General features: G+C 65.5%; 15 protein-coding genes. 11 read left to right on the top strand and 4 right to left on the bottom strand.

From position 1 onward, the window contains the following. Nucleotides 1–153: 153 nt before the first annotated feature. Nucleotides 154–786, bottom strand: a complete 633-nt coding sequence (locus tag CK215_RS20240; protein WP_095831955.1) for a S24 family peptidase — start codon at nt 784–786, stop codon at nt 154–156. A gap of 79 nt (nt 787–865) precedes the next feature. On the opposite strand from CK215_RS20240, the gene CK215_RS20235 reads away from it, so the two are divergent. The 7 genes from CK215_RS20235 (at nt 866) to CK215_RS20200 (ending at nt 5,436) form a co-directional block, all read left to right on the top strand. Further along, nucleotides 866–1,207 (top strand): hypothetical protein, encoded by a 342-nt coding sequence (locus CK215_RS20235; RefSeq protein WP_245418743.1) that lies wholly within the window; start codon nt 866–868, stop codon nt 1,205–1,207. Beyond that, on the top strand, nt 1,204–1,515 hold the full coding sequence (locus CK215_RS30830) for a hypothetical protein (protein ID WP_141245498.1): 312 nt from the start codon (nt 1,204–1,206) through the stop codon (nt 1,513–1,515). The genes CK215_RS20235 and CK215_RS30830 overlap by 4 nt, the downstream gene beginning before the upstream one ends. A 103-nt stretch (nt 1,516–1,618) precedes the next feature. Beyond that, complete coding sequence (locus CK215_RS20225) at nt 1,619–2,416, top strand: GcrA cell cycle regulator (RefSeq protein WP_095832035.1); 798 nt, start codon at nt 1,619–1,621, stop codon at nt 2,414–2,416. Between the two features lie 178 nt (nt 2,417–2,594). Further along, nucleotides 2,595–3,302 (top strand): hypothetical protein, encoded by a 708-nt coding sequence (locus CK215_RS20215; protein ID WP_095831953.1) that lies wholly within the window; start codon nt 2,595–2,597, stop codon nt 3,300–3,302. Next, nucleotides 3,223–3,588 carry a hypothetical protein gene (locus tag CK215_RS20210; protein WP_141245497.1) on the top strand — a complete coding sequence of 122 codons (366 nt, stop codon included), beginning with the start codon at nt 3,223–3,225 and terminating at the stop codon, nt 3,586–3,588. Before CK215_RS20215 ends, CK215_RS20210 begins: the two co-directional genes overlap by 80 nt. A 240-nt stretch (nt 3,589–3,828) precedes the next feature. Continuing rightward, nucleotides 3,829–4,428 carry a DUF6456 domain-containing protein gene (locus CK215_RS20205; protein WP_095831952.1) on the top strand — a complete coding sequence of 200 codons (600 nt, stop codon included), beginning with the start codon at nt 3,829–3,831 and terminating at the stop codon, nt 4,426–4,428. Nucleotides 4,429–4,821: 393 nt separating this feature from the next. Next, nucleotides 4,822–5,436, top strand: coding sequence for a sel1 repeat family protein (locus CK215_RS20200; RefSeq protein ID WP_095831951.1), 615 nt, complete (start codon nt 4,822–4,824; stop codon nt 5,434–5,436). A gap of 332 nt (nt 5,437–5,768) precedes the next feature. Here CK215_RS20200 and CK215_RS20190 read toward each other — a convergent pair whose 3' ends face one another. Next, the gene (locus tag CK215_RS20190) at nt 5,769–7,037 is read right to left on the bottom strand and encodes a DUF763 domain-containing protein (protein ID WP_095831950.1); all 1,269 of its coding nucleotides are present in this window, start codon (nt 7,035–7,037) and stop codon (nt 5,769–5,771) included. A 118-nt stretch (nt 7,038–7,155) separates the two neighbouring features. Continuing rightward, nucleotides 7,156–7,473 (bottom strand): hypothetical protein, encoded by a 318-nt coding sequence (locus tag CK215_RS20185; protein ID WP_066999538.1) that lies wholly within the window; start codon nt 7,471–7,473, stop codon nt 7,156–7,158. Nucleotides 7,474–7,757: 284 nt separating this feature from the next. Here CK215_RS20185 and CK215_RS20180 point away from each other — a divergent pair, with 284 nt between their 5' ends. Then, the gene (locus CK215_RS20180; RefSeq protein WP_095778861.1) at nt 7,758–8,111 is read left to right on the top strand and encodes a cupin domain-containing protein; all 354 of its coding nucleotides are present in this window, start codon (nt 7,758–7,760) and stop codon (nt 8,109–8,111) included. Between the two features lie 257 nt (nt 8,112–8,368). Here the strand turns inward: CK215_RS20180 and CK215_RS20175 are convergent, their stop codons facing one another. Then, nucleotides 8,369–10,381: an acyltransferase family protein gene (locus CK215_RS20175; protein WP_095831949.1), complete on the bottom strand. Its 2,013-nt coding sequence runs from the start codon at nt 10,379–10,381 to the stop codon at nt 8,369–8,371. A gap of 362 nt (nt 10,382–10,743) precedes the next feature. Between CK215_RS20175 and CK215_RS20170 the strand changes: the two genes are divergently transcribed. The 3 genes from CK215_RS20170 to CK215_RS20155 all read left to right on the top strand — a co-directional run bounded on the left by CK215_RS20170 (nt 10,744) and on the right by CK215_RS20155 (nt 14,873). Next, on the top strand, nt 10,744–11,286 hold the full coding sequence (locus CK215_RS20170; RefSeq protein WP_095832034.1) for a hypothetical protein: 543 nt from the start codon (nt 10,744–10,746) through the stop codon (nt 11,284–11,286). Nucleotides 11,287–11,464: 178 nt separating this feature from the next. Further along, complete coding sequence (locus tag CK215_RS20165; RefSeq protein WP_095831948.1) at nt 11,465–13,540, top strand: AI-2E family transporter; 2,076 nt, start codon at nt 11,465–11,467, stop codon at nt 13,538–13,540. A gap of 400 nt (nt 13,541–13,940) precedes the next feature. After that, complete coding sequence (locus CK215_RS20155; protein ID WP_066999480.1) at nt 13,941–14,873, top strand: hypothetical protein; 933 nt, start codon at nt 13,941–13,943, stop codon at nt 14,871–14,873. The last annotated feature ends 1 nt before the right edge of the window (nt 14,874 follow it).

Below are 14,874 nucleotides of genomic sequence, written 5' to 3'. Positions count from 1 at the left end.
ACCTATAGTTCCGTTTTTGTTCCGAAATGCAAGCAGAAATTGCGAACGCTATCCTGTGCTCGCTCTCGGCCAAAGAACGCAACCCTCAAAGCTTGGCAACGCGAAGTTCTTCTTGTTCTTCGTTGAGCGGTGGTTTCTCAGCGAGATTGTCTCTCACATATCGATCATTGAGCGCTTGACCCGCCCGATGATGGTGATCGCCCCTTCGAGCTCCGGCGGCGGAATGTCGAGATAGGACGCCGGCTGGAAGGGCGGGGTGTCGTTCGGGCGGTAGCGCTTGTAGGTGGCACGGCCGGTTTCGTCGGCGATCACATAGCAGCCATTGGTCACCAGCCGCTTGTCGCGCAGGTTGACGAAGATGATTGAATCCGGCGGCGAGATCTTGTTCATCGACGGTCCGTCGACGCGCAGCGCAATCCACTCGCCTTCCTCGAGATCGGCGGTGGGGATGGTCGGGTAGTCCGAAAGGTTGACCACGCTGTCCTGGCTGCCGAGCTCGCCGGCGCTGATCCACGATACGATCGGCACGTCGATGGTGATGGGCGAGGCGGCGAGGTTCACAGGCGCGGCCTCGACGCCGTCGGCGTCAAACAAGAGCCAGCCGGGGTCGACGCCGAACAGCCGGCCGTATTTCTCCGCCGCCTTGCGCGACAGCGGCCGGTTGCCGTTCTCATGGCTGATAAGCGTGTTCTTGTTGATGTCGCGCAAGGCCCGCGCGGCATCGCTGGGCGAGGCGTAGCCGGCCTGGGCGCGCGCCTGCTGCAATCTGTGCCGAGAATCCATCATCGTACAAAATGCCTGAAATTATCGTCCAAATTGTACGATTTCGCTTGCGCGCTATTCGTACATAACGTACGCTTAGCGCATGAATGAGCCTACCGCAAGCATTTCCGCATTCCGTGCGAGTATCTCGGCCGCGAATGGGCCGGGGCTGCCCACGAGCATCTCGGGGCTGCCCACGAGCATCTCGGGGCTGCCCACGAGCATCTCGGGGCTAATTGATTCCTGGCAGAGTATCGGCGCCTTCGCCGCAGATGTCGGCTGCGGCTATGAAGCCGCCCGCCAGATGCGCCGTCGCGGACGCATCGCGCCGCAGCACTGGCCGCATGTGGTGGCCGCGAGCCGCAGGCGCGGCATTGCCGGCATCAGCTACGAATGGCTGGCGGGCCATCGCGCCGCTGCCGCCATGCAAGGGGAGGCGGCATGAACGCGCTTGCCTCGCCTGTCGAATTCCAATCGTCCGGGCCGTCCTCCTCCCCGGTCCGGACGCTTTCCGGGGCCTCTGCCCCGGATCCGGTCGAACCGCCCGCACCCCGGTTCACCGGAACGGCCGGAGCCGCTCCTCCCCCGGCTCCGGCCCCCATTTCGGGCCGGCTCGTCTCCTGCATCCGCACCGAGGACGGCACCGTCATCCTGTTCGACCGCAGGGCGGGCCTGGCGGTGTCGGGCCTGACCCGGGCCACCGCCGAGGCGGCCCTTCTTCGCCTGCTTGGTGCGGCGCCCGGCGCCGCCTGATCCGAACCGTTCCCCTGACCTGACCAACGGCCCCGCGGCCGAACCCTGGCGCTTGGCCACATGCCGAGCGCTTCGCAACCCTTCGCAAGCAATGGAAGGAGACATGGCTGCCGCTTACACCGAAAAGGAAATCGACGAGATCGCCGCCTGGCTGAAGGAGGGGCTATCGGCCTCGCGCATTGCCGGCCGCTTCAGCGCGCTGCGCGGCAGCCCGGTCTCGCGCAACGCCATTATCGGCATCGTGCACCGCAACGCCGGCCTTCGTGCCATCGGCTTCGCCAACCCGAAGGGTGGCCGCGCCGGCGGCAGGCCGCGGAAACATGTGCGGCCGGACCGGCCGGGCCGGCGGGGCAGGGTGGCGGCTGGAGGTGTCACGCTCTCCGAGCCGGCAGCGCTTTCCAGGCATGCCGAACTGATTGAGGACGCCGGCGCCGCAACTGCCAATCTCCCCCCTTGCGGGGGAGATGCCCGGCAGGGCAGAGGGGGGTGCTGTCCCGCCAACCTATCGGCTGTTGAGCTATCCACGCAGCCGGATGCCCGCACTCCATCCAAACCCAAAAAATCCAAAGCCCGCAAACCCGCGCGCAGCATGCTGCCCGCCTGGCTTTCCCCCGGCACCCGCGAAAAGTCCGACGTCCAGCTCTACAAGCTCCCCGCGCCGCCGCCTCCGGTCCCGCCCGGGCGCCAGCCGCATGTCGCGGCGATGCGCTTCCTCGATTGCCTGTTCAAGCGCTGCCGCGCGCCGATCGATCTCGCGCTGCGCGAGGAGGCGGACGAGGATCCTGTCGGCGCGCGGCCTGGTCCCGACATGCTCTGCTGCGGCCTGCCGACGTCGGCCACGCGCTCCTACTGCGCGCATCATCATGCGCGGTTTCACGGCCATCGCGGGAGGGGGATGTGATGGGCGAGGCGCAAATCTCCCCCCTTGAGGGGGAGATGTCGCCGAAGGCGACAGAGGGGGTCCTCTCAGGCGGCAGGATCCCCTTTGAACGGCAGTGGGCGTTGGCGCTTCACGCGCGGCGGCCATCTCCCCCGCAAGGGGGGAGATTCGAGCTCCGGCGCTTTCGCGAGCCCACCCCATGAGCGGTACGACCTGGTCGAAGTTTTTCTGGTCGGATTGGGAGTCCGATCCAAACTTGCGCCTCTGCTCGCTGGCGGCCCAAGGCCTGTGGATGCGGATGCTCTGCATTGCCGCCGCGCATCAGCCGGTCGGCTATGTCGCGATCGCCGGCAAGGGGCTGGATGAGTCAGCGCTGGCCCGCCTCGCCGGTTGTCGCGAGGCTGAGCTTGCGGCGCTGCTTGCCGAGCTCGAGCAGAACGGTGTCTTCTCGCGCGACCGCCAAGGCCGGATTTATTCCCGTCGCATGATTGCCGATGCTCGCAAGGCCCGCGCGGCGCGCCGCAACGGCCTCAAGGGCGGCAACCCAAGCCTCTCGAAAGAAAGCGCTTTTTCGCCTTCGGATAAGCCACGGGTAAAGGGGGAAGATAAGGGGGAGGATAAACCCCAGAGTCCAGAATCCAAGTATCCAGAATCCAAGTATCCAATAGCCATAGATCCATCGGGAGAAAACGCCCCGGCGTTTTCTTCCCGGGCTGCCGCTCCGCGGCAAAAGAACGAGAAATCATTTTCGGGCCGTTCAGCCGGACAGAACTGGTATCGCCGCAAGACCCATGTCGATGCCGCCAACGCCATCATCGAGGAGATCAATGACCGCAGCCGAATTGCAGCAGGCGGCGAAAGCTCTGGCCGCGATGTTCAGTTGCTTCCCGCAATCCGCGCTCGCTGATGCCGAGATGCAGCTGCGCGGCTATCTCGCAGCCGTGCAGGATGCCGAGCTTGCCGATGTGCAAGCCGCGATCCAGCGCTTCATCCGCGGCGAGGCGAAGGTCGACAACGCCCAGTTCTGCCCGTCCAGCGCCCAGCTTTCGATCGAGGTGCGGGAACGGCGGCTGATGCGGGAGCTGTTGGCGAAGCGGAGTGCTTTGCTTGGCGCGAGTTCCTCGCCCCCGCAATACGGGGGAGAGGTGGCGCGGCGCAGCCGCGACGGAGCGGAGGAACGCCGCCGACTATGATCGACACGCCCGGCAGGACAGCGCCCCCCTCTGTCCTGCCGGACATCTCCCCCACAAGGGGGGAGATCAGACTTCGCCACCGCTTTCGCCAACCTCCACCCTCGCAGGTCTGAGCCGGGGCGCCCAAGCTGCCAATCTCCCCCCAAAGTGGGGAGATGCGCGGCAGGGCAGAGGGGGGCGCGAAGGAACGCAGCCTCTCCCGTTGGTCACTCACACCACCCACCACAAAGGACACCGCCCATGCCCCGCAAAGCCGCCAAGAAACCGCAACCCCCGAAACTCCCCAAAGGCGAGGCCGAACAGGTGCGCATCCGCCGCGAGATCGGCCATGACTTCGCGCTGAAGCCCGACGCCTTCGGCCGCCAGCGCCTCACCCCCGGCACGGCCGAGGCGCGCCGTGTCTACGAGGTGTCGAACGGCGGCTACACCTCGACCGGCGGCATCGTGCGCCTGCGCAATGTCGATCCGCTGGTCGGCATCACCTCTCTCAGCCGCCAGCAGCGCGAGGCCGGCCAGCGTTTTCGCGATGAGTTCGAGCGCTCCGCCCGCGAGGGCCTGCAGCCGCAATCCTGGAGCGAGCGCGTCGACGGCGGCCGCGTCGGCGGCGGCGTGCCCGACCGCGTGCTCTCAGCCGGCCGGGCGCACGCCCACGCCGCGGCAGCACTCGCCCACTGGGAGGTGGCGGAGGTGGTGCGCAAAACCTGCCTCGAAGGCCAGTCGGTGAAGGCCATCGCCGAACGCAGCGGCGACGGGCGCGATGTGGTGGTCAAGCTGCTGAAGGTCGGGCTGGATTTGTTGGCGGTGCATTACGGGATGATGATGGGGAGGAAGGTAGGGTGAGGGGAAAGCGATGTGCCAAACTTGCGCCGGATCGAAAGCTGCTTATCTGACTATGCAACTGGAGTGACTGAATGCGTTTCATTAGACTTGTTTCCGGTTCATGATCGGCCGTCGCTGCAGTAATTGCGACAGTGTTTAACGCCCATCCTGTTCTCAACACCGCAATGTTGATGACACTGCTGTTTGTGCTTAAGGCGGCCTGGGGGCACCTGAAATCGAGCTGGCGATGACCGTTATCCGCGCCGGATTGAAGATGGAGCAGCCGGTCGGCCGCGACCAAGTCGCTCCACTCGTGAGCGCCCAATGAAGAAACCCTGAGAACTGGAAAAGACCGTCGAGGTCGAATTCACCGTCGAAACCGCGATCTATCGCTTTAGCCTCGAAGCGCAGAAGTTGACCCATGAGCAAGGCAAATACCGGATCAGGCTGTTCGAATACGATCTGTTCCGCATCAAGCCGTTTGGCGAGCGGCAGGACACGCCGACTTTTGCCAAGGGTGGGGGCTTTGGGCTATTCGCGGCGAGAGGAGGAGATGAGGCAAGCTCCATGACCAGGTTGATTGCTCGGTTCCTGATGGGCTTGGTCGTAGTGGCGGCAATTGGCGCGGGGTTGCTGCTGCTGCGAAACAGCCAAATGAATAGCGGCGTACAAGCGCTGAAACGGGAGGATGGCACCGCTGCTTTGGCGAGCCTGAAACCGCTGGCGCAGCTCGGGGACGGAACTGCCCAGATGCTCGTCGGGTCAATCTACGCCTACGGATGGGGCGGAGTTCACAAGAGTGATGCGGACGCGACTTACTGGTTCCGTCGGCTTGGCTCGTGGGGCCCGCTGGTTGTCGAGGAAGGCGCCGATCCAGCGGCGCCATACCAGCTTATGGTTGCAAAGGCCTACGGCGCCGGGACGGACGGGGTGAGAGCCGACGCCAGCGAGAGTTTAAAGTGGCTAAAACTGGCCGCTGAAGGTGGAAGCAAGGAGGCGGCTGCGGCGCTCTCCCAATCCCAGCATTGATTAAACGACGTGCCGAAGGACAAGTTCACATTGTTATTTATTCCGACGATCCACTGCCGAAGAGCGTATTGAAAGACGACCGCGCAAAAACTTCTGGCCTCGGCGCTGCCCCTCATCCGCCTGCCGGCACCTTCTCCCCGTATAGTGGCGGGGAGAAGGGATGGCCGCGACGCTGGCAGCTATTCCGCGACGTTGGCGGTTGGCGAAAGCGGCGGTGACAGCATCTTTCTCCCCGTCACTAGACGGGGAGAAATGCCCGGCAGGGCAATGAGGGGCAGCGCCGATCGATGCGGTTATCTGCGCGCTTTGCGTGACGCCGTTTCAGCCGTGTCTCAAGCGCCTTTCTTCAGCGGCTTCGGGTCGCTATCAGGTGGTGGTTCCCACCCAAACACGCTCCGTCCCCCCAACAAATGCGACTGGTCCATCTCGCCCGCGACAATCTCCTTCAGGCTCGGCCCCGTCACATAGCGCTCCATCCGGCGTGACTCCCCGTCCAGCCGCCTCAGCGCCTGCAGCTCTTCCTCGCGGCCGAGCCTGGCCTTGCTCACCGCCGATTTCAGCACCGAGATCGTCTCGTCATAGACCTTCAGCGGCACGGGGAAGGGGTGGCGGTCCTTGCCGCCGTGGGCGAGCGAGAAGCGCGCCGGGTCGGAGAAGCGGCAGGGCGCGCCGTGCACCACCTCGGAGACCATGGCGAGCGCGCGCACCGTGCGCGGGCCGACGCCGGGCACCAGCAGCAGTTCGGGAAAATCCTTCGGGCCGCTCTCGATCGCGGCGGCAATGTTGCCGTGCAGGCGGCGCATGACGATGTCGCTCTCGCGCACGTCGTGATGCGCGGGCATGACGAGGTTGGGCAACAGCGGCTGCGCGGCCGGCTCCGGCGCTTCGGCTCGCGGCTCCAGAACGGCAAGCTCGCTAAGGATCTTTTCCGGGCTCATCGTCTTCAGAAGCGCGATCTGCCCCCCGCGGGCTTTCTCGGCGCGGTGGTCGGTGAGGTTGACGATCTCGCCTTGGCGTTCGCCCTCGATCGCCGCATGCGGCTGGTCGACGAAGCTTTCCAGCCCCTCCGACAGCCAGTGGTAGCGGCGCGCCTGGCGGGCGTCGCCGTTCATGCCCTGCTGCACCACCACCCAGCGTCCGTCATCGCTGACGATGAAGCCGTGCAGGTAGAGGTCGTAGCCGTCCTGCACTGCGGCGCTGTCCACCTTGGCGACCAGCCGGCTGGCGGTGGCGAGAGCCTCGCCGTCGAGGCCGACATGGTCGCCGATCGCCAGCAGCTCGCCCGGCGTCTTGCGCGAATGTGCGCCGCGCCCGCCGCAGACATGGATGCCAAGCTCGCCGGCCATCGGATTGAGGCCCCGCTTCAGCGCGCCGATGACGGAAGTGGTGATGCCGGAGGAGTGCCAGTCCATGCCCATCACGGCGCCGAAGGACTGGAACCAGAAGGGATGGGCGAGGCGCCGCAAAAGCTCGTCGCGGCCGTAATGGTGGACGATGGCTTCGCACAGCACCGCGCCGAGCTTCGTCATGCGATCGCCCAGCCATTTCGGAACCCGCCCGCCATGCAGCGGCAGGTCGGCGCTGCCGCTTCGCTGCGTCACTTTTGCTTTCCTTATGAATGCCGGCTTCTAGATGGCATTTTGGCGGGAATTTGCAAGGCGGCGCAACCGCAGCCGGACATCTCCCCTCGCCGCGGGGAGATGTCCGCTCGCTGGTCGGTCAGCGCCGGCAGATGCGGATCTTTTCGATGACGCGGTGGCCGTGGCGCCAGTGCTTCACGATCTTGATCCGGCAATGATCGCGATAATACCGGTTATGATAGCGCACCACATAACGCTCGCGATAGGGAGTGTAGTAGTCGTCATCGTAGACGTGTCGGTAATAGCGGTGAGGGTAATACCCGCCATAGTAGTCACCATAGTAATCGCCGTAGCTGGGGCCGACGCCGATGCCGAACTGAACGCTACCGGCACTCGCCGGCGCGATCGCAAACGCCGAGGCGATGGCGATCATCGAAGCAAGCAGAAGCTTTTTCATCGCTGCCTCCTTGAGGTCGATGGTTGCCCCTTCGAGGCACAAACGGTTTCGGGACGGGTGGTGTTCCGAGAAAGTTGGGCGGCGATCCTGGGCCCAGCAAGGAGCGAAGCGGCGCCGAAGCTGACGATCTTCGCCCTTGCGGGGAAGGTCACGCTTTTGTTCGCCCCGCTGTTTTCGATCTTCGGAGTCGCCATATCGCCACCTGCTGTCGCCGTGCAGCGCGTGCGCGCTCGGCGTCGTCGTCTATTGCCACGTCCAGCCAATCCCAACCGCAGGAGCCTGCCATGACCAAGCCCACTATCCTGAAATTCGGCCCCGTCGAGCATGGCGATGGCGGCGATCTGCCGGGCTGGATCGCGGTCGAGGGATCGCCGACCATGCAGACCGCCGTCCAGCACACCAGCGAGGACGGCAAGGTGATGTCCGGCACCTGGCGCGCTTCGCCCGGCACCTACCACGCCACCTACACCGACTATGAATTCGTCCACATGATCGCCGGCCGCATCCTCATCACGCCCGATGGCGGCGAGCCGGTCGAGGTCGGCCCCGGCGACGCCTTCGTGGTCGAAGCCGATTTCAAGGGCACCTGGAAGATCCTCGAGCCGGTGACCAAGCATTTTGTGGTTGTGGCGGAGTAAGCAGAAGCTGCTGATCTCCCCCCTTGCGGGGGATGTCTGGCAGGACAGAGGGGGGTGTGAAGGAACGCCGACGCTCGCACGGTCGTCATCCTCGGGCTTGACCCGAGGATCCATGCCGTGACCTTCGGCGTGAAGCGCTACGGTGCAGAATTCTGTTACTGCTGCAACGCCTTAGCGTCACGGCATGGATCCTAGGGTCTGCGCGCGTCGCTTCGCTCCTTGCTCCGCCCTAGGATGACGAACGACAGGGCGGCGCCCTACCTTCCCACCTTCGAGATCACGCGCCTTTCCACCTCCGGTTCCAGCGATTCCGCGAAAGGCGTCGCCAGATGGTGCTGGTCGCGGAAGGCGAGCTGGCCGTCGATGAAGACGTGGCAGGTGGTGGCGTTGCAGAAGCGGTCGGTGAGGTCGACGTAGGTGGCATTGGGCACGCTGGTGACGATCTCGCGCTCGACCGCCGCCATCTGGTCGTTGGCGGCATAGGCGCGGCTCTGGTCGCAGAGCGATGGCGCCTTGTCGCGCCACAGCGCGCGCGACACGCAGGTGTCGATGTTCTCGTCGTTGAAGGGCACGTCGCGGATGAAGGCGATCTTCAGGCCGGCCTTGCTCAAGCTGGTCAGCGTCGAGCGCAGGCCGGCCCGCCATACGGCGTCCGGCGTGTCCGGCTCGCCCTTGCCCGCCGCCATCTTGCGCGAGGAGGTCAGCGCCAGTTCGGAGATCACCACCAGCGAAGGCCTGGCCGCGACGATCTCCTTGATCGCCTGTTCGCGCCATTGGTCGCATTCGCGGTAGTCGCGGTTGAGCTTCGTGACAAAATAGGAAAACCGTGAGGGCCGGCACGAGCTCTTCAGCCAGGTCTCGACGCGGTAGCCGTTCTTCTTTCCCGCCTCGATCAGCGGCGTCGACCAGTGATCGGCGTGGGAATCGCCGAACAGCGCGATCACGCGCTGGCCATTGCCGAACACGCAGGGTTTCGGCGTCACCGTGTCGTAGCCCTCGACGCAGGCCTTGGCGCGCGCGGTGGCCGGCTCGGCCGCACTTGCCGCGATCGCGCGCTGCTCGGGGTCCTCGGCGCGCACGGCAAGCGCTGCGTTGCCGTAGGCGGCTGCGACGCCGGTGCCGGTCAGGAGGAGGGCCGGCACCAGCGCCCGCGCCGCATTGGCCATAAGCCAGCCATTGCGGCGGATTGGATTCTCGATGAAATGATAGCTCAGCGCAGAGAGCGCCAACGTCAGCCCGAGGCAGGCGAGGCGTTGCGCAAAAGTCAGCTCCTCGACCAGCATGCCGGCATAGACGATCACCGGCCAGTGCCAGAGATAGAGAGAGTAGGAAACCTTTCCGATCCACTGCAAGGGCGGCAGCGCCAGGGCGGCATTTACGCAATTCGAGGAAAAGAGCCCCGCGGTTTTCCGTTCGAAATTGCGTGCAAGAATGCCGTCCCTGACGCCGGCCGCGCCCGCCAGCAAGAGAAGGACAGTACCGGCCACGGGCACGAGCGCCAGAAAACCGGGGAAGGGAGCCTCCTCGCTGAAGGTGAGGTAAGCGAAGGCAATGAGGACCAGCCCGCAGAGGCTGAACGCCGTCCCGAGCCGCGGGCGGTTCTGGAGCAGCCATGCCGGCGCCATCGAAGCCAGCCCGCCGGCGGCGAATTCCCAGGCGCGCAGCGGCGAGAAGTAGAAGGCCCAGGGCTGCGAAATGGGGGTCAGCCAGGCGCAGACCGCGAAGGAGACCAGGCCGGCAATGCCGATCGCAAGCATGATCGTCCGCTTGCCGGGCTTCAGCCAGGCCGCCAGCATCAGCAGCGCCGGCCAGGCGAGGTAAAACTGCTCCTCCACCGACAGCGACCAATAGTGGATGAAGGGATTGTTGGCGGCGTCGTTGGCGAAATAGTCGAACGACCAGCGGATCAGCCACAGATTGATCATGTAGGCGGAGGCGAACATCGCGCCCTTGGAATAGAGCGCCTGCTCCTCCGGCGACAGGATCAGCGTGCCGACGGCAAGCGTAGCGGCGATGACGAACAGCGCCACCGGCAGCAGCCGCCGCGCGCGTCGGGCATAAAAACGAAGGAGGTCGAGCCGGCCGGTGAGCGAAATCTCGCTGACCAGATGGCGGGTGATGAGGTAGCCGGAGATGACGAAAAAGATGTCCACGCCGGCAAAGCCGCCGGGCAGGGCGGTGAGGCTGAAGTGGAAGGCGACAACGCCCGCCACGGCGAGCGCCCGCAACCCCTCAATGTCGGGCCGGAAGTCCGGCGATGGTGCTGACACGAAGGCGAACCTCGCAACGGTCGTTCGTATCCCGCCTTGGGTAAAGCCTCGCGCCTATAGGCTCATACCGCAATGCAACAAATCTAACGCAGTGCAACATAAAGGGAGGCGGCAGCAACGGCGGCGGCAGCCGACGCTTCGGCACCCTAGGGTCTGCGCGCGTCGTTTCGCCCAGGATGACGAAGGAGCTCAGCCGCCGGTTTCGCCAGCGTTCGAGAGCATGGAAGGACATTGGCGAACGCTAAAGGCAAATTGTCCGCCTGCAGGTAATCTGGTAGGATCAGTGCACCGACGAACGGCTCTGGGACGCCGTGACGTCCGACATCATGCACAAAGACATCAACTCGAACCGGAGAACGGCCATGAAACGGCTTCTGACGGTCGCTGCGCTGTTGGCAGCGGGCAGTTTGATTGCGATGCAGGGCGCAGCTGCCGACGATGCTGCGCTGATCAAAAGCGCCGAGTCCGCCGCACCCGCCGCAGTGGCGAGTGGCGCTGCGGTCTACGCCATGGATGAAAAGGGGAACATGCGCACCCTGCGCGAGGGCAATACCGGCTTCTGGTGCATGCCGGACAATCCGGCCTCGCCCGGTCCGGATCCGATGTGCGGCGATGCCAACTCGATGGAATGGGCGATGGCCTGGCTGGAAAAGAAGGAACCGCCCAAAGGCAAGGTCGGCTTCATGTACATGCTGTCCGGCGGCACCGACGGCAGCAATACCGATCCTTATGCGACGAAGCCCGAGGCAGGCAACAATTGGATCGAGACGGGGCCGCATGTGATGATCGTCAACGCGATGGACATGATGAAAGGCTATCCGACCGATGCCAAGCCCGACACGTCCAAGCCTTACGTGATGTGGCCGGGCACGCCCTACGCGCATCTCATGATCCCGGTAAAATAGCCGGGCACGGACCTTCAGGTGCGGCGGCGAGCGCTTCAAATCTCCCCTTGTCCGCAAGGGGAGATTTGCATCAGCCGCTTCGTCCTCGCTCCAACTGATCGCGCCTCGCAACCATCCTCCGATCCGCGCGTTGCACGCCGGCGAAAGCCAATCATGGCGGGCAGGGTGGAGACTCACGGTGGCGGATAATCGTCAGAACGGCACGCGCGAGTCGGAACCGGGGCTGGCGGGGCTGCTTGCTGCCTCGCGCAGCCATCCGCGTACGGCGCTGCCGACGGTCGCAACCGTCGTCGCGTCGGTTGCGGCGCTCTATTTCGGGCGCGAGGTGTTCTTGCCGATCGCGGTCGCGCTGCTGTTGACTTTCGCCATCGCGCCGCTCGTGTCGGCGTTGAAACGCGTCGGCATTCCGCGCCTGCCTGCCGTGATCGCCAGCGTTTTGGGCGCCTTTGCCGCGCTTGCGCTGTTCTCCTTCGTGGTGGCCACGCAGGTCAGCGACCTCGCCCAGAACATCCCCGTCTATCAGATCAACATCCTGACAAAGATCCGCGCGCTGAAGGAAAACGGGCTGGGCAACGGCATCATCTCGCGCTTGAGCGGCGTGATCGAGCGCGTCGGCCAGGAATTCGAGCGCCAGGAGCCGCAACTGCCGTCCGCCGCCCAGACGCCGAAGCGCGATCCGATCCCGGTCGAGATCGTCGCGCAGGAAAGGCCGCTCGAAGTGTTGCAAAAGGTCATCGAGCCGCTGCTCAGCCCGCTCGGCTCGGCCGGCCTTGTGGTCGTCGTCGTCATCTTCATGCTGATGGAGCGGGAGGATCTGCGCGACCGCTTCATCCGTCTCGTCGGCTATGGCGATCTCCACCGCACCACCCAGGCGCTGCAGGATGCCGGCAAGCGGGTCGGCCAGTATCTGTTGATGCAGCTGGTGGTGAACGTCATCTACGCCATCCCGATCACCATCGGCCTTTGGGTGCTGGGCATCCCCAACGCGCTGCTTTGGGGCCTGCTGGCGCTCGCCTTGCGCTTCGTTCCCTATATCGGCCCGATCATCGGCGCGCTGCTGCCGCTATTCCTGGCGCTGGCCGTGGCGCCCGGCTGGTCGCTGCTTCTGTGGACCGCGGCACTGTTCATCGCCATGGAGCTGATCACCGGCAACGTCATCGAGCCATGGCTCTATGGCTCGCGCACCGGCCTCTCGCCGCTCGCCATCATCGTCGCGGCGATCTTCTGGACCTGGCTCTGGGGGCCGATCGGCCTGGTGCTGTCCACGCCGCTCACCGTCTGCCTCGTGGTCCTCGGCCGCCACGTGCCCCAGTTCGAGTTCCTCGACGTGCTGTTCGGCAACGAGCCGGTGCTGGAGCCGCATGCGCGTCTCTATCAGCGGCTGCTCGCCGCCGATCCAGACGAGGCGACCGACCACGCCGAGGAGATGCTCGAAGAAAAATACCTGTTCGAGTTCTACGACCAGGTGGCGATTCCGGCGCTGCTGCTTGGCGAGCAGGACCGCATGCGCGGCGTCATGGATGACGAGCAGCGCAAACAGGTCGCGGCGAGCGCGCTGACGCTGGTCGCCAATCTGGACGGCAGCGCCCAGGAGGAAGCGGAGGAGGCGGAAGCCGACGAGGAAGACGACCAGCAGGCAGCCACTGCCTCGGCCGAGGCCTCGCCGGGCAAGGCAGCCTCAGCCAAGATCACCGCGGGCAAGGCTGCTGAAGGCAAGGCGAACGATCGGAAGGCCGGCGACGGCAAGGAGCTTCTATCCGAGGAGGTCGATCTTCCGGATGGCGTGGGCTTCTCCGTGCTTTGCGCCGGCGGGCGGGGCGAGCTCGACGACGCCGCCGCCGCGATGCTGGCGCAGGTGCTGGAGGTGCAGGGCGCCGAAGTGTCGAGAGCGAGTTTCATTGACCTCGAACCTGCCGGGATCCGCCGCCTCGACCTGAGCGGCGTCGATACGGTGGTGATCGGTTTCCTCAACCGCGACTCCACCAAGCACGCGCGCTTCATGGTGCGGCGGCTGAAGCGGCTGAAACCGCGTCTCAGGGTCGGCATCGTGTCCTGGTCGGAAATCGGCAACAGCGACGCCAAGGCCGCGGCCGAACTTGCCGCCGGGCTTAACGCCGATTTCGTCGCCCATGGCATGGTCAGCGCCGTGACGGGCGCCCTGTCGAGCGAGCCGCCGGTGATGCTGAAGCTTGCGCCGCAACGCCGGCCACGCCGCCGGCCGGCCCGCAAGAAGGAGCTGCAGGCGGCTGGATGAGGGAGGCGACTTTCCCCCTCAATTGACCGGCCCGAAGGCCCGCGCGAACCGCGCCGCTTTGCGATCCGCGCGGGCAGGCGCCGGCCCCGCCGGCGGCGCCACGCCCCAGCCCTCAGGCTGGCCGGGTGGCTGTCTGGTTCGGCCCTTGTCCGGCCGCTTCTGTTCTGCCTCGCCGATCCGGGCAGAAGCCCGGATCCTTCGGAGCGCGCTAGAAATGCAGGTCCAGTGCAGGCGGATGGCTTGGCCTGGATCGTCCTGCGGCGCTGCTGCGGAGCCGGCGGGACGGCTTGCTTGCTCCTGGTTGCACTGCCCAGTGAGCTTGCGGCGGCCGTGAAAGCATGATCTTCGCTCGAACAAGAGGCCAATCCCGATTCTGTCGGGACGGAACAGGTGCAGCCGGATGGCACTGAACATCGCGCAGAAGTTACGACTGACTTCGGTCGTGCTGGGAACCGCCAGCCGCAAGGATCTGGCGGCGGCGTTCCGAGCGGTCAATCCGAAGACGGCTTTCGATATCGGCCGCGCCGACAAATGGCTGCAAGGCCGCGCCCAGCCTCGCGAGCACAGCGTCTACGAAGACTGGGCGAAAGTGCTGCGCCTCGAACGGCCCGGTGCCTGGATCGCCGAGAGCGATCTGCCGAGCTTCACGGCCGCGATCGCGGCCCGGCACGGCATCGACGCGACGGAGCTCGAACGCCGCGCCCACGCCCAGGCCGAGGCCTCGCCCGGGCATGACGACAAGGGCACCGGACTGGCGCTTGCCGGGACCTATGCCTGCTATTCGCGCGCCTGGTCGCCTTACTATCGCGGCCAGCTCATCAGGGGCCGCCTGTCGATCGAGGCGGGGCCCGGCGCGCATGCGTTCACCGCCACATATCGCGAGACATTGCCGACCGGGCAGTTGCAGCTCGGCGGGCCGGTCACGCCGGCAAAGCGCAGCCTCTACCTGCATCTGAAGGAGGTGGGCGGCGAAGCGCAGTTCTTCCTTTGCCTGTTCCCGCAGACGCAGCCGGTGAGCGTGCTCGGCGGCTATATGGTCGGCACCGCCATCATCGGCCCGGAGGCGCAGCCCTCGCTGACAAGAATCCTTCTGGTGCGCCTGCGCGATGCGCCAGCCGCCGAGCAATGGGGCGGGTACCTGCCGCCCGGCACCTCGATAGCCGCCGATCTCGCGAGCCTCGGCATCGTCATGGAGCACCCGGAAGCGGTCGACCGGCAACTCGGCCAGTTCCTCAGTGCCGACAGCGACGGCGGCGTCAACCAAATCCCGCCGTCCGAGTACCGCGCCATCCTCGACGTGTTCGACCGCCATTGGCTGCAGCACGCGGGCTAGG

Origin of the sequence: Mesorhizobium sp. WSM3864 (assembly GCF_002294955.1) — a bacterium.
Taxonomy (GTDB): Bacteria; Pseudomonadota; Alphaproteobacteria; order Rhizobiales; family Rhizobiaceae; genus Mesorhizobium.
This window is presented reverse-complemented; position numbering and strand designations above follow the sequence as displayed.

Coding starts and splice junctions, on each gene's coding strand:
- CK215_RS20170 (WP_095832034.1), top strand. CDS start 10,744: ATGAAACGGCTTCTGACGGTCGCTGCGCTGTTGGCAGCGGGCAGTTTG.
- CK215_RS20180 (WP_095778861.1), top strand. CDS start 7,758: ATGACCAAGCCCACTATCCTGAAATTCGGCCCCGTCGAGCATGGCGAT.
- CK215_RS20155 (WP_066999480.1), top strand. CDS start 13,941: ATGGCACTGAACATCGCGCAGAAGTTACGACTGACTTCGGTCGTGCTG.
- CK215_RS20205 (WP_095831952.1), top strand. CDS start 3,829: ATGCCCCGCAAAGCCGCCAAGAAACCGCAACCCCCGAAACTCCCCAAA.
- CK215_RS30830 (WP_141245498.1), top strand. CDS start 1,204: ATGAACGCGCTTGCCTCGCCTGTCGAATTCCAATCGTCCGGGCCGTCC.
- CK215_RS20210 (WP_141245497.1), top strand. CDS start 3,223: ATGACCGCAGCCGAATTGCAGCAGGCGGCGAAAGCTCTGGCCGCGATG.
- CK215_RS20240 (WP_095831955.1), bottom strand. CDS start 786: ATGATGGATTCTCGGCACAGATTGCAGCAGGCGCGCGCCCAGGCCGGC.
- CK215_RS20235 (WP_245418743.1), top strand. CDS start 866: ATGAATGAGCCTACCGCAAGCATTTCCGCATTCCGTGCGAGTATCTCG.
- CK215_RS20185 (WP_066999538.1), bottom strand. CDS start 7,473: ATGAAAAAGCTTCTGCTTGCTTCGATGATCGCCATCGCCTCGGCGTTT.
- CK215_RS20215 (WP_095831953.1), top strand. CDS start 2,595: ATGAGCGGTACGACCTGGTCGAAGTTTTTCTGGTCGGATTGGGAGTCC.
- CK215_RS20225 (WP_095832035.1), top strand. CDS start 1,619: ATGGCTGCCGCTTACACCGAAAAGGAAATCGACGAGATCGCCGCCTGG.